Raw genomic sequence first — 19,710 nt, 5'->3', positions numbered from 1 at the left:
ACGCAATTATAAGCCGCTTCGTCTGAGCGCGCCCATCGTCTAGCGGTTAGGACACCGCCCTTTCACGGCGGTAACAGGGGTTCGATTCCCCTTGGGCGTACCAGCTAAATCAAGCACTTAGCCGAATACCCGCGCCGATTTGTGAAAATCTATGAAATATACGGGCCTGAGCGCGGCTAGAATCATAGGCTCCAAACGTGCGCAAAACCGCTGTTAACACTACCTTGAGTGCGACCACTTATCATTCAATAGCTCGAATGGTGGGCCATCGCGATGAAGGTAATAGGCGGCGATTGGAAGAACGGCAGCGCTGTGTCGTATAGCCGTGGCGTGCTGAAAATTCAGAAATCCGCATTCTCTGTTGAAGCCATGTTGCTCAAGGAGATTGAACGCACGGCTCTCATCACCGAAGAGAACAGAGCAAACTTCGGGAAGACCATGGGATGGGGCCTGATCGTGTCCCGGGGAGTGGTGTAGCTGACGGCATTGGTCGCCGTGCTCTCCGGCATGGGCCGGGCTGATCAGCGCGCCACGGCTGGCAAGCTGATCAGGGGATCATCGCTCATCTGGCTGATCGTTTCCAGAGTCATATATCTGGCCCGCTGCACTGCCCATTCATCGTTCTGTTCGAGCAGGATTGCGCCGACCAGACGCACGATCGCATCGTCGTTCGGGAAGATTCCGACGACCTCGGTGCGCCGCTTGATCTCGCCGTTGAGACGCTCGATCGGATTGGTCGAGTGCAGCTTGGCGCGGTGTTCTTTCGGGAAGGTCATGTAGGCCAGCACGTCGGGCTCGGCGTCGTCCATGATTGTCGCCAACTTCGGCACCTTCGGCCGGATCTGGTCGGCGACGGCGCGCCATTGCACGCTTGCGGCCTCGGGCGTTTCCTGGGCGAAGGCGGTGGCGATGAAAGCGGAGACGACCCTGCGGCCGCTCTTGCCGGCATGGGCCAGCACGTTCCTCATGAAGTGGACGCGGCAGCGCTGCCATGTCGCGCACAGCACCTTGGTGACGGCCGCCTTGATGCCTTCATGGGCATCGGAGACGACGAGCTTGACGCCGCGCAGGCCGCGGCGGGTCAGCTTGCGCAGGAACTCCGTCCAGATCGGCTCGGCCTCCGAGGTGCCAATCTCCATGCCCAGCACCTCGCGCCGGCCGTCCGCGTTGACGCCGACGGCAATGATGACGGCGACCGAGACGATGCGGCCGCCGCGGCGCACCTTCAGGTAGGTGGCGTCGATCCACAGATAGGGCCAGTCGCCCTCGATGGGTCTTTCAAGGAACGCTTTGACCTTGCCGTCGATCTCCTCGCACAGCCGCGAGACCTGGCTCTTCGAAATGCCGCTCATCCCCATGGCCTTGACCAGGTCGTCAACCGAGCGGGTCGAGATACCCTGGACGTAGGCCTCCTGGATGACGGCGGTCAGCGCCTTCTCGGCCATGCGGCGCGGTTCGAGGAAACCGGGGAAATAGCTGCCCTTCCTGAGCTTCGGGATGCGCAGCTCGACGGTGCCGGCGCGCGTCTCCCAGTCGCGCTCGCGATAGCCGTTGCGCTGGGCCGTGCGCAACGGGTTCTTCTCGCCATAGGCGGCGCCGGTGGCGGCCCCAACCTCCATTTCCATCAGCCGCTCGGCGGCAAAGCCGATCATCTCGCGCAGGAGATCGGCATCCGGGGTCTTCTCCACGAGCGTGCGCAGGTTCATCATGTCGTCGGTCATCGGTGGTCCTTCCGAATTGGGTTGGCGTCAACAACCAAACCCTACCGGAAAGCGCCGATGACCACCGCAAGCCGCTCGCTCGCTACAGCGCGACTAACGGCGCACTCGCGAGCGGCTTCACTACCGCCGAGCTACACCACCTGTGGGGACACGACCTGGGGCCTTGCCGGTGCTTTAGTCCTAGGGCCAGTCGGTGCCATTTTAGGCGGCATGGCGGCGCGGGGAAAGGAACAGGCGCTAGCGGTTCTGTTCAAAGACGGCCGAAAGCTACTGCTATCTGGCACTGCAAAGGAACTAATGGAAATTTCAGCAGCGGGGTTTCAATTCCCAGGTGACGTGACCTCTGTGCAAGCTAAATCAGGCGAGCCGGCACCGGAGGCTGATGCTCCTCCGGTATCGCAAGCTTGGGAAAACAAGATCGAAATGTATCGAAGCACGACGCCGCCCGCCGCTCCTCCGTCACCGACAGTCACAGCACGCCCGCACAGCGGCGGACAGCCGACATTCGGCAAACGGCCGAACCCATCATCTAGCTAAAATCAGAGCTTTTTAAAATCCGTCCTTGACCTTCTTCACCGCCTGAATGGCGTTCCTGATCTCGTCAACGCGATGCTTGGGGAAGATCGCGCCAACAGCAAACATCAATTCATCGAAAGCTCGACTATTGATCCCAATGGCTTTCTGAATGACCTTCTTTCGCGTGACGAGATCGCCCGCCAATTTCTCGGCCATCTGATTATGGAGCATGTTGCGCTGATCGTCGCTGAGGCCAGCGAGATAAGCGGGACCGCCGAGAACAGCGGCCATCGTTTCCTTGTCGCCGGCTTCAATGGCCTTCAAAGCAAGCGAGAGGGCATCGCCGTTTTTCATCGCCTTAAAATGTGAGCGGATTTCATTCGAACGCAGGCCTTCGGCAATTTCGAGCCGTGAGCGAATATCGTTATCGAGCCCTTCAATCGTTCTTTCCGCCTGGATGCGCGCTGACTTGAGGCGTTCAGCTTCACTCTCCAGCCGCCTATAGGCGCGGTCATGCAAATCCAGGAAATGGGCATGCTCCGTCATTGACGGGTCTTGAACTCGCGCTGCCCGTTGCAGTGCGTCGAAACTTGTCCGGACACTGTCATGCGCGCCCGACAATTGCACCACAACGGCATCCGCCTTCGCGGCATCCGTCTGGAATTCCGGCGCTAGATATTGCTTACCTTTGAGCGCGTCACCGCCAACGGTTGCGACAACGCCAAGGTCAATGAGCGGATCGCGGTGTTCGGGAGTGAGATACGGCGCCGGCATTCTTCCGGGAGTAGGCATTGGAAATTCCTTTCAGATGTTCATCTTGAGACGAATATTTGCCGGCCAAACCAAGCCGGCATCATTCAGAACGCGGCGCAGCGCATTAGTCGCGGCGGTGAATTCGACAATGTTGTAGGGCTCGCCATTGACCATCTGGGCTTCAACGTCTTCGCACCAAATCGCCAAAAGCGCGGCTCGTCTCGCGAGCATGACTCGCGCTTCGCTCACGCGACCCTCTCGGGTTAATTCGACCGTGAGTTGCGCCAGGATTTCCTTATAGCGCCGGGCTCCGGTGGACCGGCCGTCAATGCCAGGAAGAAGCGCGTTCCCATTGCCCACACGACTGCGGCCTTGGGGCATCGCGAACGACAGGGCGTTTCGTTTCATGGTCTACCCGGTATCTATCGACGGGAAAGACGTTGCGAAAACTTAGAACGAAAGCAACAAGAATTATTCCAGCCAAACGTGCCTAGTCAAATATAGACAAAATAATTTTCACGGCGCTTGCCTTGGAAAAATTACGGCCGTTTCAGTGGGATAACTGAACGAAGAAACTCCGGCACTTCTGGACGCTCAGGTAGCGGATGCCGCGAATCTAGATTGTCCTTTAACCCGAGAGCAAAGCGCAGGGAAAGCACGGCGTGCGCGGCATAATTGGTTAGTTCTTCGCAACTGAAAACCTTATCCTTCGGAATCTGGCGCTGTTTTGCTCTATTGTGAAATACAAAACCTGAGCCATCGTCAGCCATAATACCGTGAATCGTGTCATTCCGAACGATCTGCAATCCCTTCATGACCGCCGACAATTCGCCAAGCGCTTTCTCGGCTTCTGCATTTAGCGGCTTGACCTTGGCAAGCTGGCCAAGGCGTTGGAGCCGCTGCTCTGTCGATAGCGGAAACACCATAATGACCGCTTCTTCCATGGACAGACCGAGTAAGGTTCTGAGACAGTTCCCGATAATGTGCTCGATATGAGCCCACCTCATTGCAAGTCTCCCAAACTTCTCAAAGTCACTCGGGCTGAGTTCCGATTCATATCGAAAAGGCGAGTCGAGCATGTCGTCAAAACCTTCGTATTTGCCTGGAGTTGATTTGCCCACATCTGCGGTAGGAAACGATCGGAGGTTCGTAGGAAAACAAATAGGATATCTAAGTCATTGAAATATATATAAATAGGAGAAATAGGAAGGATATCTCTCTCCCTCCCCTTTTTTGCCGGCTTGGGTGCCTTCTTTAAATCGCTTCCTATCGTCCTATTTTCCTATTCGCTGCGAAATCAATGATTTACGCGCCGACACGGCCTCCTATTCGCATTAACCCCCGAAAACCCATTGCTGGTCAATTATCGTATAAGCTTCGCCGCTATAACCAGCAAATTTTTTGTTCTTGTCAACCGGCCCCAATCTCCGCAATACAGCCATATCGCACAATGTTGACAGCGTGGCTTTAATCGCGGCAGGAGCCTTTCGCCTATCGTTTCTAAAGGCAGCTAGCTTGCTAACAGAACGGCTAATATCACTATAGGAAATGACATAATTGCTCTGCATGATAGCGGTAATTTCATCCTTAAATTCGCTATTGTCCTTAGTGACGTACTTTCTCACTACCTTTTTGATTTCATAAATCTGCCGCTCGCTATCTGTCTCGTCCTGAGCGCCCATTTCGCCGGCTTCGTACTTCGCGAGAAGACGCTTAGTATCCTTCACGATTAGAGAAGCTGACCATTTGACCATATCCGCCGTGATGACTGGCGCTCTCCAATCAACTGAAACCGCCAGCAATGCGGCCAGCCGTTGCGCCTTCTGATCAACTCGGGACCAAATTCCGCTTACAACGTCACCGGGGCGTGAATTCCTAATGGTGCGCGTGTATTCGCGAATTGCGTCGAAGACGCTATCTGCTTCTGTGTTAATTCCGACCGTGATAACTCTGTCATTCTGCACAAGCTCTGACACGTGGGCATATAGAGAGTCACAGCGTTCGATAAGCCCGTCACTTACTTGGACGAATTGATGCGACTTGTTATATGTGGGACAAATCCCGCCGAACTCAATTATCGTAAATCGCGGCACGAGGCCATGCTTTACCTGATTATCATCGAGAGCATCATAGATCGTTTCACCGGTTCCCTCTCCAAGAATGGTAAGCGCAGGGGAGTGAACGACATCCGTATTGTTTCTCTTGTCGGCGTATTCATACGCTTCCAGAATGCGGCCGTTTCCTGAAAGACTATAGAATTTCAACAGTTCCCTTTTCAGCGTTTGATTGTGCTCGGCTGAGCGGGGATTGGCTAGCTGTTGAAGCTTAATACCGAACTCGCCGGCAACGCACACGAAACAGGGATTTAATCGGCGCGCTGCGATTGACCGAACCAATCCGGGACCGCTAGAGAAATCGGCTGGCCCAATGATCGCTTTGGCAGCGGGCCGCTTCTTGACAAGCTTCGCGAGAATTTTGGACATGCCGGCGCTGGCGGCTTCCTTGCCCATTCCCGTATCGGCTACGAGCAATATGTACTGGTTTAGCCCCTCGTTTGAGAAGTTGTATTGCCTGCCCACAATTCCCGCGAACAAGGCAATCGCGCCTGCTAACGCAACCTCGTGAATTGGTTGCGGAGCTTGCGCCAGAATGAAATCTTGGATTTCGCCTATTAAGCCTGGAGGCCGGTGAGAATGCCAATCAGGCGGAACGATCTGATCAATGCTCATGACCACGATGCCGCCCGATAGTGCTTCCAATCGACGGTGTCTTCGTTGCGATTTCTTGTGAGGTGGTCAATCAGTTCGAAGACTTCATCATCCGTGGTAACGTCCGCGTATTGAAATCCGTCAACCGCTTTGAACTTAAATGGGACGTGCCCGCGAAAGAGCGGCAATATGATATGAGTTCCGGGCTTTCTCTGAATTACCCATACGAGCAGCCATTTGAAATCGTCGTACCAATCCGCTTGGAACTCATCCTTGCCGACTAATCTAATTAGATTATTTCGTTTACCGAAACGGGTATTCCTGAATGCAATTAAATCACTGTCGTAAGCCTTTCCATGTTCGCTTGGCTTATCAATAGTGATCGTATGCATTTCCGCAATCGTCGGGCAGTACTCAAGCATCGCTCGGCCTCGAAATTCATTGATTTTGCCGGCGACAGGCTTTATTGGTACTGCCTTCGGCTAGGTTCGATTGGGCCGGTTCTCTTTGCGGGGGCCGGCCTAATTTTTTTGCGCTATGCCGCTGCCATAGAGGCCGCTTCGCGGGCTTTGCGCCAATCGGCGGCGGCTTCCTTGGATACGAGCACGCGACCGCCCACACGCATGATGCGCGGCCCCTGGGCGGCTTTCTGGAGGTTGTAGAAGCTGGCGCGGCAAATCCTGTGGGCAGCACAGAACTCAGGCACCGTGTAGGCTTCGGTTTGCAAATCCATGACCGGTTACTCCTGTTCAAGACAGGCGAGCATTGGCCACAAAGTACCAAGGCAGTCTAGCGGCCTCAACGGTCAGGAATTGCAATAGAAAAGTGCTTTTTTAAATTCCTTCTTAGTAATGATCGCTTCTTGTCACATTCACCTAGCGCATTCTTTATGATTTGATTTGCAGCATGATCAATATCGCGATAAGCGCCAGCGTTAATTCCGGCGATTGCCGCATCAAGATATTTCTTGTCTTCGTGAGTACCGTTAAACGACTTGCTCTTGCGGCCTCGCTTCGGCCGTTCTAACGACGGTGCCCATTCAATTTCAAATTTCTTCATTTCGCGGCATCCATGCGGACAACATTCGTTGGCTCGCTATCACCAAAGCGCGGAGCGCCCGCGCGGATAGCATCCGCGATGTATGACGGAGCCAAATGGCCGTAATGCTTTTCGACCATGCGCGTATCCGCGTGGCCTAGATTCCGAGCGACAACCATCAACGGAACGCCATTCATGACGGCATGCGATGCCCACGTATGGCGCAAGCCGTGGAACCCGATAGGCGGGCTCAGCTTTGCATTGGAGCATGCATCGGCCATAGGCCGTGATTGGTGCGACTTCCCCCACGCCTGCCCCGTAGGGCCGCTGAACAGCCTCTGAGAGCCAGGGAGGCCGGCTGTAGCGCCCTTGAAGAACTCAGCGCCCTCCGCCGTCAGCACAACATGCCGCCCGCTGCCGGTCTTGCTCTGTCGGATATGGACGGTTCCCGCGTCGGGATTGAAATCCTCCACTCGAAGCGCGGCAATCTCGCCATATCGAGCGCCGGTTTGCAAAGCGGCTTGAACCAGTTTGCGGAAATCCGGCTCGCTGGCGTTGATTAGTCGCTTGGCTTCCGCGACCGTCAGATATCTCACGCGGGCAACATCCGCGTTTTCAAACGGCTCTACTCGTCGCCACTGAGCATCAGACAAAACCTTGCCATCGCGCCATGCGTGGTTGAGCGCCGCTTTCAGGATCGTTAGGACGCGGTTTGCACTCGCCTTCCTTCGCCGCTTCGCGTCGTCATCGTCTGACAGTTCGCGGAATTTCTGCTCAGCGCCTTTCTTGGTTCGAACGCGCGGCGCTGACTTGGCAGCTTTTTTGAGCCAATCGCGAATATCCTTGGCCTTGAGCTTGGCAACTTCCTTATTGCCTAGCGCGGGCACAATCAACGCCTCAGCTCGCCAGCGAGCGTCCTTCGCCGATTTCCGGTTGCTCTCCATCCATTGCAGATATTCCTCAATGGCTTCCTTGATTGAATAGGTGTGGGCAATCACGTCTTCGCCCGACAATTCCGCGTGTTTCTTCCGCGCGCGTTCCCACGCTTGATCGTGATCAAGAACAGTGTCGCCATTGGCCGGATACACGTCATCGGCATCAGCCAGCGTCTCAACGGTATAGACGCCCTCGTCCTGGCCCTTTCGCTCATCTCGGTAGCGCAACACCCAACGGCCGACTTTCTTGCCCTTGCGATAACCCAGGTGAACGCCTGAGCCGATCTTGGCGTAATAGGGATCGCCGCGCGCCATTAGGCCGGCCCGAGCGCCCTTGCTGTCGAATTTTTCGGCCTTGACCGTCTTCGCCATCGTCACGAATTCCGCATTTGTGAAATTTTGTGGAATATACAGGACCGATAGCGGATAGGCAATGCTAGACAGTTTTAGACATAACTAGCTGTAATTGCTAGATAATTATGGATTGCGGCAAACCACGATGGGATGTTTAGCGTCTCTTTCACGGCGGTAACAGGGGTTCGATTCCCCTTGGGCGTACCAGGTTTTCAAGCACTTAGCTGACATTCTGGCCGATGCACCCAATATGCATCGAATGTACTCCCGCGAATTTGCGTGAACGCTCTGATTGATTCTGCCCACATTCTTGCTTGCCTAAGCAACCAGCCACCACCAACGACTCCTCGCCCTTCGGAACAAAGAGGATATCAGCCCTCAGTGAACCCCAAGGATGGATATCGGCCTGCAACAGGAAGCTCGTCGCCGAAAGCTCCTCCGAGTGGCGGCACAACCGGATCGAAGAAATAAGCCCGCCACCGTGAGACTTCCGCTCGTCGAGCAGGAACCTGTGACCGGCAAGAGCGTTGTCGCGGATGCTCAAGAAGATCGCTTTTGCCGCCCTGTTATTTCAAGTCGCCTGCTTCTCGGCGCTGATCACCCAAACGCTACTTTTCTCGTCTGCGACACAAGCCGCCAACGCCCCAACCAGCGGGCCGGTCGCGGTCACACGGAGCGAATGTGCCGAAGCAACATGGCCAGATATCCCGGCCCACTGCCTAGAGCGCGTGGAGGTTCGAAAAGTCATCGCCGTAGTGGCCGACTACGTCAGTCGGCCTTAATCCAAAGATTGCCCGCCGCGCGCCGTCCAGCCAAGCGACGGCTCTTCGTCGGCCTCGTCCTCCAGATCGCAATCGACTTCCATCATGTCGAGCGCGGTGATGAGGATCAGGGCACGGTCCAGGAGGTCTGTGGCGTTTTCGGAACGAAAGGCTTCGGTGACGGTTTTCTAATGGAAGGGACCGCCGACACGAAGGACGATTCAGAATGGTTGAACTTTTGAACTTGGAAATGGCGGTCGCCAGGCAACGCGCGAAGCGCGCCGAACTTTCCCTCATGCAGGCCGAAACAATGCTCAGCGACAACCACGGGCTGGCGATCAGCCTTGCCTTGTGCTGCCGCATACGCACCGGGCAAGCGCGAGCGAAAGCAGCCCGCCGGCGACTCCTGAAGATCGCACGGCCAAGCACGTATTGAGGAGTCCAGGCCATGACGATGATGTTTGCCCCCCTGGACATGCACGGCGAAAAGCGCGCCGATCTCCATCGAGCCGCCAAGCTTGATCTGCTGCACAATCGGCTGGCAAAGCGCCTTGATCGGATCGAGCACTTGGCCGACGAGGTTGAGCGTGCGGCGGCCGTGCTGGTGGCCGTTGCTCACGGAGATGCTGTTGAGGCTTTTGAGGATGCGGTGTTTGAGAATTCGTCCGCGGCGTTCCTTCAGCTGGACAAGGGTCAGACACTCGGGCTTTGATCTCAGAGGAAGAGCACCGACGTTAGATATGCCTCTTTTTCCCAAGCGAAGCTCTAAGGTCTCTCTTCGGTTTTCCGTATGGGTATGGTTTCAATCTCGGTCCCCGTATATCGATAGTGCTTCTATACGGTATCCATGAGCGGGAGGCGCGACGCGATCGGCGGACTATGGTCCGACTTGTGACCGATCCTCAACAGGCGCAACTTGTCAGATGAACCTGACGGCTGAGGGCCTGGGTCGCAAAATTAGGCGGCCCGGGCCCTTGGTTTCTTCGGGCGATGTTTGAGGGAGCAGCGCTTTGTTCGTTGATTACTACGAACTCCTGGAGATCAGCCCCAACGCCAACTCGGAGACGGTTGAGCGGATATTTCGCTATTTTGCGATGCGCTACCATCCAGACAATCAGCAGACTGGCAATGAAGCCCGCTTCAGTGAAATCGTGGAGGCCCACAACGTCCTGAAAGACCCGGTAAAGCGAGCCCAATACGACATCGCATACCAAGAGCATTCCGGCCTTCGCCTGAAATTGGCCGGAGAAGCAAGCGACGCCAAAGGTGTCGAGCGAGACGCTGTGGTCCAGGCCAAACTGCTTTCGCTCCTTTACGTGAAACGCAGGCAGGACGTCACCAATCCCGGCATCGGAGATGTCGAGCTTGAGCGATTGTCCGGCTGCCCCCGGGAACATCTGGAGTTTCATTTATGGTACATGAAAGCAAAGGGATGGATATCCAGGATCGAGAACGGCACGATCGCCATCACCGTTGAGGGCGTCGACCGCGCCAACTCAGATCATCTCCGCGATCCGACGATCCGGCTGCTCGATCACGTGGCCACCTCGTGACCCCTTTTGCCCATATGGCGCATCAAGCCTAGTCACAAGCTAGAGCAATTCCAGGAAAAGTGTGATCGGTTTTCCGTCCGGAATTGCGTAGAAACAAAGAGTTAGAGCGTTTCGCCGTTTCCGTGAAACGGTGAAACGCTCTAATTGCACGTCTCCTGCAATAGAAGGATTCAACGCGCTCGCAGCAACGCGTCGTTAACGTCGTTGGCGAGTGACGATACCGGAACCCAGGTCAGAAAGTGTAAAATCCCACTCGCTCTCAGCCATGGGAGGCGAGAATGAACTTGCTTCGCACAGCGCTCTTATGCGCCGCTTTGACCAGCCTGGCCGGCGCGCCGGCCGTTCGTGCCGACGACCAGACGGCCCAGCCGACTGGCCAAACAACGACGCAAAAGCCACCGGCCATCCACTGCGAGGGACAGAATTGCCTGCCGCCGGCCGACGATCCCGTCCTCGACTGCAAGGGCGCGGATTGCACGCCGGCGCCACCGGCCGACCAGACGCCGGCTCCCGAAATTCAGAAGGTCAAGTGAGCGGTATTAGCTGGTATCGGAGACTCCCCGCGGTGTCGGCCGGTCACTCCGGAACCATTGGCGATGGCTCTTCGCACCGATAAACCATGCACCGACCGTCACTGGCCGGGACATAGTCAACCATCGGCACGTAAGGCGCATCGCACTCATTACCGAATTGGCGGACATAGCGGTCATAGGTGTTCGGTCCGGTGGACAGCACCGCGGCATGCTGGCTCTGGATCAGCGCCTGGGTCTGCGCGCACGTCATCTTGCGCGTGTCGGGCCGTGCGTTGGCGAAATTTGTGGCGGCAATGATGATTGCTGCCGTGCAAAGCATAATCCTGCCTATGGGCATGGTGGCGTCCTCGCAAAAACATCGTGTCATCAAATTCGCATCTCGTGACGCAGTCCCGCAATGGCCGCGCTGTCACGATGCGGCGAGCGAGGCCGCCTGTCCACGCAGTCAATCCCAGGTCCCCCGCAGCCAATCCGCCCAGCCGGTCGGGCGCTCGTCATGGATCAGCGGCGCGCTGAGCAGGTCGGCGGGATTGCGAAGGCGCTGGCCAGCGCCTTCGTCGCAACGGGCGACAGAGTATCCTTGGCGATCAGCAGGCTCTCGCAGTTCTCGGGCGCTTCCATCGGCCGAAAGCACTCGACCAGAAGGCGCTGAAGATGTGGTGCCTGGGATCACGCCAAGGGGCTGGAATAGCACCAGGACGAACGGCCGGATTCTAGACCGCCGCGAACACCACCGTTTGCAGCAGTCCGCCGCTCGGCCGGTTCTCCAGCCGGATCGTGCCGCCGTAGCGCTCGATGATCTCCTTGGCGATGGCAAGGCCGAGGCCGGCGCCCGCAATGAACTGCGTGCGCGCCGGGTCAACGCGGAAGAACGGCTCGAACGCTTTGTTGAGCAGGTCCGGCGGAATGCCCGGCCCGCGATCGGCGATGGCGAGAACGGCTTGCCCACGCTGGGCCGACAGCGAGACGGTGCAGCTCTTGCCGTGCGTCGCGGCGTTGATGATCAGATTGCGCAGCGCGCGCCGCAGGCCAAGCGCGCCGGCCTTGACCGAGACCCTGTCCAGGTGCTCGATCGAGACGGCGTGGCCGAGCGTGGTCATTTCGGCCTCTATATCGCGCACCAGCCGGTCCAGTTCCAACGGCTCGACCGCGTCCTGGTTGACCTCCTCGCGCACCAGCCGGATGGCGCTGTCGGCGATGCGATCGAGTTCGTCGAGGTCGTTCAGCCATTTGTCGCGGTCTTCGTCGAGGAATTCGGCCCTGAGCCGCATCCTGGTCATCGGCGTCCTGAGGTCATGGCCGGCGGCCGCGACCAGCCGCATGCGGCTTTCCATCGCCGTTTTCAGCCTTTCGGACAGCTCATTGAGCGCGCGCGCCGTCGCCCTGACTTCGGCCGGCCCTTTTTCCGGGACAGCCGCCAGCATGCCATCCGACCCGATCTTGCTGACAGTGGCCTCGAGCATTTCGAGTGGCCGCACCAGCACGCCGGTGAAATAGATCGACACCGGCGTGGCGCCCAGCACGATCAGCGCCATCCAGCCCGCCAGCCCGTACCAGACATCGCTCGGCGGACCCAGATCGGCAACGTCGACGATCATCCAGCGATTGCCGGGCAATGCGACCGAAGCGACCATGCCGGGCCTGCCGGCATTGCGTGTCACGACGGCTGAAACCGCGACGCCGTCATGCTGCAGCATGTCGTTCAGCACGCGTGTGCTTGCGGTCCTCAATGCCGGCTGCCGGGTGGTCGCTGATGGTCACGGGCGCGTCGCTGGCGCTCTGCGCGTGGCCAGGAACGAGCTGCACCATATACTGGATCTGATGCGCAAGCGGACCCATGACCAGCTCCGGCGACGGACCGCCGAGCACCTTGACCGCGACGAACGTAGCCAGCCCGACCACGCCGAGGATCGAAACGACCAGAAGGATGATCAGTCGGCGGCGCAGCGAGGTCATGTCTCGGCCTTCGCCGTCGGGACGCGGTACTCCGTCGTCTCGACGCGCGCCGTGAGCTGGTAGCCGCCATTGCGCACCGTCTTGAACAAAGCCGCCTCGCCCGCTTCGGCAAACTTCCGTCGCAGCCGGCTCACCAGCACGTCGACGGAGCGCTCCAGCGGATCGCGCTCGCGGCCTTGCGTCAGGTCGAGCAATTGGTCGCGCGACAGCAGCCTGCCGGGGCGGTCGAGGAAGACCTGCAACAGGTCGAACTCGGCGCCGGTGAGGTCGATCGCCGCTCCTTCGCCGTCGATCACCTTGCGCGTGTCGGGCTCCAGCCGATAGCCGGCGAAGTGATAGACGCGCACCTTGGGCGGCGCCGCTTCTTCCGGCGCTGCGCGCCTGAGCACGGCGCGGATGCGGGCCGAAAGCTCGCGCGGGTTGAACGGCTTGCCGAGATAGTCGTCGGCGCCGAGCTCGAGCCCGATGATGCGGTCGACATCTTCCTTCAGCGCCGTCAGCAGGATCACCGGGACATGCGGCTTGCGGTCCCGCAACGCCTTGCAGATGTCGAGACCCGAGCCATCCGGCAGCATGACGTCGAGCACGACGAGATCGAACTGGCCCGCGCCAAGCTTCTGCTCGCATTCGCGTCGGTCGGCCGCGACCGACACGCGAAAACCCTGGCCGTCGAGATAGCGCCCGAGCAACGTACGGATTTCGCGGTCGTCGTCGACGACGAGGATATGGGGTTGTGACTGCATTCCCTGCCCGTGTTGCCTGGTTCGCCCGTGATCACTCGCTCATGATTATAGGGAGAGCCGCCAGCAAGCGGCATGAAAAATTGCAACCGAACGTTTCCGGCAAGACCATGGAAACATTCGGAAACAAATCTCCTTTTTGCGGAAACCTTCGGCAACATGCCGACGCGAAGCGGCAAAAGTCGCTTCCTATCCTCCCTGCCATCCGAAGCATGCAGGAAAGGATCACGTCATGCGAGGCACATTACTGGCGTTCGGCTTGTTCTCAGTCGCGGCCATCCACCCGGTGCTCGCCGCACAGCCGCAACCCGGCGCCCCAGGCGACCAGCCGCCGGCGATAGACCGGCAGGACGATGCGGGCCAGGGCCCGATGCCGTGGCACGGCCCGCGCTGGGCCATGCGGCACGGGCCTGAAGGCTTTGGCCCACATCGCCTGGGTCCGCCGCCGGAATTTCTGGCTGCCCGGCTCGCCGCGATCGAGACAAGGATCGGCATCCGCTCCGAACAGCTCGACGCCTGGCGCGACTACACCAGCGCGCTGCAGGCGGTGCTGGCGCCGCCGTCGCGTCCCGATTTCGGTCCGGGCGGCACCGGCGCGCCGGGTCCCGATGTCCCTCCAGGTTCTGATGGAGCTAAGCGCGATCCTTTCACCTTCCAGGAAAAGCTGGCCGACGATGTCACGGCACGCGCCGTTTCCGCGGCCAAGCTGAAGGACGCGATCGCCGCGCTTCGCTCCAAGCTGACGCCCGAACAGCTCGAAATCCTCGCTTCGGCGGATCGACCGCACGGCCCGCCCCCCGGTCCATGGGGCGGTCCGCCGGATGCAGCCGGACCCGGAGGTTCGCCTGATGAGGGCGAACAGCTCCCGCCACCCCTACCCCGGAATGGCGAGCAACTCTGACCGGCAGCGCCGGCCGGCTCCCTGACCCACCCGTTCAAGGGCCGGCCGGTTTTCCGCCGATGTCAGAAGTGCCTCGCCGTCCGGCCATTCGAAGATCACACAATGGAACCACGACAATGTGGGAAGTCCTGATGATGTTGCGGCTGATCGCATCGGTCAGCCCGAAACTCTCGCCCGGCCATGGCCGCCACGCCTTGCCGCCGACTATGCCGGTGGAAACGCTGCAGGGAGCGATCCGGTTGAGTTTCGCCGCCTGGCGCCTGTCGCTTCCGTTGCCGAAGCGGCCCGACGGCCAGGGAAATCATGACCGCAAGATCGCTTAGGACGTATGGTCGCGGCAACTCGCCTAACCCTGTCGTCAAGGGCAAGGCGCTTGGCATATCGCCGCTTATCGGCATACTGATGCTGGTGGGCATCGCGGCCAAGAACTCGATCTGCTTGTCGAGTATGCCCTTGGTCGCGCAGAAGGAGCATGGCATGAGCCGCTTCGAAGCACTGCTCGACGCCGCCCGCAAGCGGGCACGGCCCATTGTCATGACATCGATCGCCATGGGCGCCGGCATGTTGCCGATCGCGCTCGGCATCGGCGCCGACGCCGAGACCCGCGCGCCGATGGCGATCGCCGTGATCGGCGGGCTCATCTCCTCGACCGTGCTCAGCCTCATCTATGTTCCGGTCGTCTACACCTTCATGGACGACATTCAACGCTTCCTTGCCAGACATCTCGGCCGGCTTCTGGTGAAGGAGCCCGACACCGCTGGCCGGGCCACAACTGCAATTCCGGGGAAAATCCAGATGCCTTTCCTGTCTAGTCAATCTGCTTTGCCAGCAAGGCGACGCCAACTGGCGCCTTGGGCCGGAATTCTGTGCGGAGCGCTTCTTCTTGCCGCCTGCTCGCAAGAGCAGAGCAAAGCTCCGGCCGGCATGGGCGGTGTCGGCAAGCCCGAGGTCGGCGTCGTCACGCTGCATCCGCAGTCGGTCGCGATCACGGCCGAATTGCCGGGGCGCACGGCGGCTTCGCTGGTTGCCGAGGTGCGGCCGCAAGTGGACGGCATCATCCAGCAGCGCCTGTTCAAGGAAGGCGCCGAAGTGGTGGTGGGACAGCCGCTCTATCTTATCGATCCGGCCAGCTACAAGGCAGCCTATGACAGCGCGCAGGCAGCTGAGCAGAAGGCCGAAGCGGCAGTGCCGACCGCGCAGGCCAAGTTCGATCGCTATGCCGGGCTTTTGAAGCAGAACGTTGTTTCCAAACAGGATTATGACGACGCCGCCGCGACGCTGGCGCAGGCCCAGGCGGATGTGGCCTCGGCCAAGGCAAGTGTCGAGACCGCGCGCATCAGCCTCGACCGCACCTCGATCACCGCGCCGATCGCCGGCCGCATCGACAAGTCCACGCTGACGCCGGGCGCGCTGGTCACCGCCAACCAGGAGACGGTGCTGACCACCATCCGCTCGCTCGACCCGATCAATGTCGACGTCACGCAGTCGAGCACCAATCTGCTCAATCTGCGCCAGGCGATCTCGGAAGGGCGACTGAAGTTCAGCGGCCCCAATGTCAGCGTCAAGCTGAAGCTCGAGAACGGCACCATCTATCAGCAGACCGGCAAGCTGGAATTCGCCGGCGCCAATGTCGACCAGACGACCGGCACCTTCGCGCTCCGGGCTGAGTTCCCCAATCCCGACCGCCTGCTTCTGCCGGGCATGTATGTGCGGGCGCTGGTCGAAGAGGGCGTCGCCCAGAACAGTTTCCTGGTGCCGCAGCGCGGCGTCAGCCGCAACACCAAGGGCGAAGCGACCGCCATGGTCATCAACGCCCAAGGGAAAGTCGAGACGCGCGTGCTCGCTGTCCGCAACAGCGTCGGCAACAACTGGCTGGTGGATTCGGGCGTCGGCGACGGCGACCGCGTCATCGTCGAGGGCATGCAGCTTGTCCGCCCCGGCGGCGATGCGACCGCCGTCGAGGTGACGATCGACGAGACGACCGGCGAGGTCAAGGAGCGCGGCCAGAGCACATCGGCGGCACCCGCCATGTCCAAGACGGCCAGCAATCAGTCGACCGGGAACTGAGCGATGTCAGCATTCTTCATCAACCGGCCGATCTTCGCCTGGGTGATCGCCATCGTGATCATGCTGGGCGGCCTGCTCGCGCTCACCACGCTGCCGATCTCGCAATATCCGCAGATCGCGCCGACCACGGTCAACATCAGCGCCACCTATCCAGGCGCCGATGCGCAGACGGTCGAGAATTCGGTGACCAAGGTCATCGAGCAAGGCATGACCGGCATCGACAATCTCGATTACATGACGGCGACCTCGACTTCGACCGGCCAGGCCTCGATCACGCTGACCTTCACCACCGCCGCCGATCCCGACACCGCCCAGGTGCAGACCCAGAACAAGCTGCAGCTGGTTCAGTCGCAGCTGCCGCAGGTGGTGCAGAGCAACGGCATCACCGTCTCCAAATCCTCGACCGGCTTCCTGATGGTCATCGGCTTCGTCTCCAGCGACGGCAAGATGAACTCGACCGATCTTGCCGACTATGTCGACTCGACCATCAACGACACGCTGAAGCGGGTCGAAGGCGTCGGCTCGACGCAGCTTTTCGGCTCCAGCTATGCCATGCGCATCTGGCTCGATCCTGACAAATTAGCCAAATACACGCTGATGCCGAGCGACGTGGCCGCGGCGATCGAGGCGCAGAACACCCAGGTTTCGGCCGGCCAGCTCGGCGGCATGCCGCAACGCAAGGGTCAGCAGCTCAACGCCACGGTGACGGCCAAGAGCCGGCTGCAGACAGCCGAACAGTTCCGCAACATCATCCTGAAGAGCCAGACCGACGGCTCGCTGGTGCGGCTCAACGACATCGCCACCGTCGAGCTCGGCGCCGAAAGCTATACGACTGCGGCAAGATTCAATGGCCAGCCGGCGGCCGGTGTCGCCGTCAACCTCGCAACCGGCGCCAACGCTATCAGCACGGCGGAAGCGGTGCGCACGACGATCAACCGGCTGAGCTCGACATTCCCGCAAGGGGTCAAGGTCGTCTACCCCTATGACACTTCGCCCTTCGTGCGGCTGTCGATCGAAGAGGTGGTCAAGACGCTGGCCGAGGCGATCGTGTTGGTGTTCCTGGTGATGTTCATCTTCCTGCAGAATTTGCGGGCGACCATCATCCCGACCATCGCCGTGCCGGTGGTGCTGCTCGGCACGTTCGGCGTGCTGTCGCTGTTCGGCTATTCCGTCAACACGTTGACCATGTTCGCCATGGTGCTGGCCATCGGCCTGCTGGTCGACGACGCCATCGTCGTCGTCGAAAATGTCGAGCGCGTCATGCAGGAGGAAGAATTGTCGCCGAAAGAGGCGACGCGAAAATCGATGAACGAGATCACCGGCGCGCTGGTCGGCATCGCCACCGTGCTGTCTGCGGTATTCGTACCGATGGCCTTCTTCGGCGGCTCGACCGGCATCATCTACCGGCAGTTCTCGGTGACCATCGTCTCGGCCATGGTGCTGTCAGTGCTGGTCGCCCTGGTGCTGACGCCGGCGCTGTGCGCCACCATCCTGCGGCGGCCCAAGGACCATGCCACGCAAACCGGCCCGTTCGGCTGGTTCAACCGCGTCTTCGATCGCGGCACGACAGCCTATCGCAACGGCTCGCACGGCATCATCAACCGGTCCTGGCGTTTCCTCGCCATCTTCCTCGCCATCGTCATCGCCATGGGCTGGATGTTTACCCGGCTGCCGAGCTCGTTCCTGCCGGAAGAGGACCAGGGCATACTGATTACCAGCGTGTCGCTGCCGGTCGGCGCGACGCAGGACCGGACCGAGCGCGTGCTGGCCGAGGTGACCGACCACTATCTCAAGGAGGAAAAGTACGCGGTCGAAGGGGTCTTCACCGCCTCCGGTTTCGGCTTCGGTGGCGCCGGGCAGAATGTCGGTATCGCTTTCGTGCCGATGAAGGATTTCAGCCAGCGCAAATCACCGGCTTTGGCGGCGCAAGCGGTCGCCCGCCGCGCCATGGGCGCCTTCTCCAAGATCAGGGATGCGCAGGTCTTCGCGCTTGCCCCGCCGGCGATCCAGGGTTTTGGCAACACCAACGGCTTCGACTTCTACCTGCAGGACGTCAACGGCGCTGGCCATGATGCACTGATCCAGACGCGAAACCAGCTTCTGGGCCTCGCGGCACAGAGCAAGCTGCTCACCGCCACGAGGCCCAACGGCCAGGAGGACCAACCGCAATTCTCCGTCGACATCGACCAGGAAAAGGCCAGCGCGCTCGGCGTCAGCCTCGCCGACATCAACAACACGCTGTCGAGCGCCTGGGGCAGCGACTACGTCAACGATTTCATCGATCGCGGGCGGGTGAAGCCGGTCTATATGCAGTCGGACGCAAACTTCCGCATGCAACCGGAAGATCTGGACAAATGGCAGGTACGCAATGCCAGCGGCGCCATGGTGCCGTTCTCAGCCTTCGCCTCGAGCCACTGGACCTTCGGCTCACCCCGGCTTGAACGCTACAATGGTTCGGCAGCAGTCGAGATCCAAGGCGCCGCGGCCCCGGGCGTAAGCTCTGGCGCGGCCATGGACGAGATCGATCGGCTGGTGGCGCAATTGCCGCCTGGATATTCGCATGAATGGACCGGGCTATCGCACCAGGAACGCCTTTCCGGCAACCAGGCGCTGTCGCTCTATGCGATCTCGGCGCTGGTCGTCTTCCTGTGCCTGGCCGCACTCTATGAAAGCTGGTCGATCCCGTTCGCGGTCATGCTGTCGGTGCCGATCGGCATCTTCGGCGCGCTTGCGGCGGCCACCCTCTTCGGCCAGACCAACGACGTCTATTTCAAGGTCGGCCTGCTGACCACGATCGGCCTTGCGTCCAAGAACGCCATCCTCATCGTCGAGTTCGCCATCGAGCGGCAAGCGGCCGGCATGGGGCTGGTCGAGGCGACGCTCGAGGCGGCGCGACAACGCTTGCGGCCGATCCTGATGACGTCGCTGGCCTTCATCCTCGGCGTCACGCCGCTGGCCATCGCCAGTGGCGCGGGCTCGGGCGCGCAGAACTCGGTCGGCATCGGCGTGATGGGCGGCATGATCGCGGCGACGGTGATCGGCGTCTTCCTGGTGCCGCTTCTGTTCGTCACTGTGCGACGCATCTTCAAGGGCAAGGCGGCCAACCAAAGTACCGGCGGGCAGAATACGGGCGATACACAAGCCACAGCCACTCAAGAATAAGGTTTCTCCAGA

The 19,710-nt window shown here is 59.8% G+C and carries 23 protein-coding genes, 1 tRNA gene and 1 pseudogene; 10 read left to right on the top strand and 15 right to left on the bottom strand.

What is annotated here, in order from left to right; all coding sequences use genetic code 11:
* Positions 1-28 precede the first annotated feature (28 nt).
* Together ACVDG8_RS34590 and ACVDG8_RS34585 are read left to right on the top strand one after the other, a co-directional pair.
* Positions 29-103, top strand: a tRNA-Glu gene (locus ACVDG8_RS34590).
* A 170-nt stretch (positions 104-273) separates the two neighbouring features.
* The gene (locus ACVDG8_RS34585) at positions 274-477 is read left to right on the top strand and encodes a hypothetical protein (protein WP_447252479.1); all 204 of its coding nucleotides are present in this window, start codon (positions 274-276) and stop codon (positions 475-477) included.
* Positions 478-521: 44 nt separating this feature from the next.
* Here ACVDG8_RS34585 and ACVDG8_RS34580 read toward each other — a convergent pair whose 3' ends face one another.
* The 10 genes from ACVDG8_RS34580 to ACVDG8_RS34535 all read right to left on the bottom strand — a co-directional run bounded on the left by ACVDG8_RS34580 (position 522) and on the right by ACVDG8_RS34535 (position 8,569).
* A complete protein-coding gene (locus ACVDG8_RS34580; protein ID WP_023780675.1) occupies positions 522-1,721 on the bottom strand; it encodes an IS256 family transposase in 1,200 nt (399 codons plus the stop codon).
* Positions 1,722-2,270: 549 nt separating this feature from the next.
* Positions 2,271-3,029, bottom strand: coding sequence for a hypothetical protein (locus ACVDG8_RS34575; protein WP_447252478.1), 759 nt, complete (start codon positions 3,027-3,029; stop codon positions 2,271-2,273).
* A gap of 12 nt (positions 3,030-3,041) precedes the next feature.
* A complete protein-coding gene (locus tag ACVDG8_RS34570; protein ID WP_447252477.1) occupies positions 3,042-3,398 on the bottom strand; it encodes a hypothetical protein in 357 nt (118 codons plus the stop codon).
* A gap of 131 nt (positions 3,399-3,529) precedes the next feature.
* Positions 3,530-3,934, bottom strand: coding sequence for a hypothetical protein (locus tag ACVDG8_RS34565; protein WP_447252476.1), 405 nt, complete (start codon positions 3,932-3,934; stop codon positions 3,530-3,532).
* Positions 3,935-4,324: 390 nt separating this feature from the next.
* A complete protein-coding gene (locus ACVDG8_RS34560; protein WP_447252475.1) occupies positions 4,325-5,749 on the bottom strand; it encodes a hypothetical protein in 1,425 nt (474 codons plus the stop codon).
* Positions 5,716-6,120 carry a hypothetical protein gene (locus ACVDG8_RS34555; RefSeq protein WP_447252474.1) on the bottom strand — a complete coding sequence of 135 codons (405 nt, stop codon included), beginning with the start codon at positions 6,118-6,120 and terminating at the stop codon, positions 5,716-5,718. Before ACVDG8_RS34555 ends, ACVDG8_RS34560 begins: the two co-directional genes overlap by 34 nt.
* A 113-nt stretch (positions 6,121-6,233) precedes the next feature.
* Positions 6,234-6,431 (bottom strand): hypothetical protein, encoded by a 198-nt coding sequence (locus ACVDG8_RS34550; RefSeq protein ID WP_447252473.1) that lies wholly within the window; start codon positions 6,429-6,431, stop codon positions 6,234-6,236.
* Between the two features lie 65 nt (positions 6,432-6,496).
* Positions 6,497-6,757, bottom strand: a complete 261-nt coding sequence (locus ACVDG8_RS34545; protein WP_447252472.1) for a hypothetical protein — start codon at positions 6,755-6,757, stop codon at positions 6,497-6,499.
* Positions 6,754-8,043, bottom strand: a complete 1,290-nt coding sequence (locus ACVDG8_RS34540; RefSeq protein WP_447252471.1) for a tyrosine-type recombinase/integrase — start codon at positions 8,041-8,043, stop codon at positions 6,754-6,756. Before ACVDG8_RS34540 ends, ACVDG8_RS34545 begins: the two co-directional genes overlap by 4 nt.
* A gap of 202 nt (positions 8,044-8,245) precedes the next feature.
* The gene (locus ACVDG8_RS34535; protein ID WP_447252470.1) at positions 8,246-8,569 is read right to left on the bottom strand and encodes a hypothetical protein; all 324 of its coding nucleotides are present in this window, start codon (positions 8,567-8,569) and stop codon (positions 8,246-8,248) included.
* On the opposite strand from ACVDG8_RS34535, the gene ACVDG8_RS34530 reads away from it, so the two are divergent.
* Positions 8,562-8,807 (top strand): hypothetical protein, encoded by a 246-nt coding sequence (locus ACVDG8_RS34530; protein ID WP_447252469.1) that lies wholly within the window; start codon positions 8,562-8,564, stop codon positions 8,805-8,807. The two genes, ACVDG8_RS34535 and ACVDG8_RS34530, sit on opposite strands and share 8 nt — an antisense overlap.
* 106 nt (positions 8,808-8,913) lie before the next feature.
* On the opposite strand, the gene ACVDG8_RS34525 is transcribed toward ACVDG8_RS34530, so the two are convergent.
* Positions 8,914-9,543 carry a hypothetical protein gene (locus ACVDG8_RS34525; RefSeq protein WP_455707427.1) on the bottom strand — a complete coding sequence of 210 codons (630 nt, stop codon included), beginning with the start codon at positions 9,541-9,543 and terminating at the stop codon, positions 8,914-8,916.
* A gap of 253 nt (positions 9,544-9,796) precedes the next feature.
* Between ACVDG8_RS34525 and ACVDG8_RS34520 the strand changes: the two genes are divergently transcribed.
* Together ACVDG8_RS34520 and ACVDG8_RS34515 are read left to right on the top strand one after the other, a co-directional pair.
* Positions 9,797-10,339, top strand: a complete 543-nt coding sequence (locus tag ACVDG8_RS34520; RefSeq protein WP_447252466.1) for a DnaJ domain-containing protein — start codon at positions 9,797-9,799, stop codon at positions 10,337-10,339.
* Positions 10,340-10,617: 278 nt separating this feature from the next.
* Complete coding sequence (locus ACVDG8_RS34515) at positions 10,618-10,872, top strand: hypothetical protein (protein WP_447252465.1); 255 nt, start codon at positions 10,618-10,620, stop codon at positions 10,870-10,872.
* Between the two features lie 43 nt (positions 10,873-10,915).
* Here the strand turns inward: ACVDG8_RS34515 and ACVDG8_RS34510 are convergent, their stop codons facing one another.
* The 4 genes from ACVDG8_RS34510 to ACVDG8_RS34495 all read right to left on the bottom strand — a co-directional run bounded on the left by ACVDG8_RS34510 (position 10,916) and on the right by ACVDG8_RS34495 (position 13,571).
* A complete protein-coding gene (locus ACVDG8_RS34510) occupies positions 10,916-11,209 on the bottom strand; it encodes a hypothetical protein (RefSeq protein WP_447252464.1) in 294 nt (97 codons plus the stop codon).
* Between the two features lie 376 nt (positions 11,210-11,585).
* Positions 11,586-12,581 carry an ATP-binding protein gene (locus ACVDG8_RS34505; RefSeq protein ID WP_455707426.1) on the bottom strand — a complete coding sequence of 332 codons (996 nt, stop codon included), beginning with the start codon at positions 12,579-12,581 and terminating at the stop codon, positions 11,586-11,588.
* Positions 12,556-12,828, bottom strand: coding sequence for a hypothetical protein (locus tag ACVDG8_RS34500; RefSeq protein WP_455707425.1), 273 nt, complete (start codon positions 12,826-12,828; stop codon positions 12,556-12,558). Before ACVDG8_RS34500 ends, ACVDG8_RS34505 begins: the two co-directional genes overlap by 26 nt.
* The gene (locus ACVDG8_RS34495) at positions 12,825-13,571 is read right to left on the bottom strand and encodes a response regulator (protein WP_447252462.1); all 747 of its coding nucleotides are present in this window, start codon (positions 13,569-13,571) and stop codon (positions 12,825-12,827) included. Before ACVDG8_RS34495 ends, ACVDG8_RS34500 begins: the two co-directional genes overlap by 4 nt.
* A gap of 229 nt (positions 13,572-13,800) precedes the next feature.
* On the opposite strand from ACVDG8_RS34495, the gene ACVDG8_RS34490 reads away from it, so the two are divergent.
* The 5 genes and pseudogenes from ACVDG8_RS34490 (at position 13,801) to ACVDG8_RS34470 (ending at position 19,698) form a co-directional block, all read left to right on the top strand.
* Positions 13,801-14,469 (top strand): hypothetical protein, encoded by a 669-nt coding sequence (locus ACVDG8_RS34490; RefSeq protein ID WP_447252461.1) that lies wholly within the window; start codon positions 13,801-13,803, stop codon positions 14,467-14,469.
* A gap of 116 nt (positions 14,470-14,585) precedes the next feature.
* Entirely contained in the window at positions 14,586-14,792 is a 207-nt protein-coding gene (locus tag ACVDG8_RS34485; RefSeq protein WP_447252460.1) for a hypothetical protein, read from the top strand.
* Positions 14,773-15,102 (top strand): annotated as a pseudogene (locus tag ACVDG8_RS34480) (efflux RND transporter permease subunit); the annotation flags it as partial. The gene ACVDG8_RS34485 and the pseudogene ACVDG8_RS34480, both read left to right, overlap by 20 nt.
* Before the next feature lie 162 nt (positions 15,103-15,264).
* Positions 15,265-16,536: an efflux RND transporter periplasmic adaptor subunit gene (locus tag ACVDG8_RS34475; protein ID WP_447252458.1), complete on the top strand. Its 1,272-nt coding sequence runs from the start codon at positions 15,265-15,267 to the stop codon at positions 16,534-16,536.
* A gap of 3 nt (positions 16,537-16,539) precedes the next feature.
* Complete coding sequence (locus tag ACVDG8_RS34470) at positions 16,540-19,698, top strand: efflux RND transporter permease subunit (protein WP_447252457.1); 3,159 nt, start codon at positions 16,540-16,542, stop codon at positions 19,696-19,698.
* The last annotated feature ends 12 nt before the right edge of the window (positions 19,699-19,710 follow it).

This window comes from Mesorhizobium sp. ORM8.1 (assembly GCF_053005525.2).
Note: the sequence above shows the minus strand (reverse complement) of the source record. Positions and strands in the feature narration are given on the sequence as shown.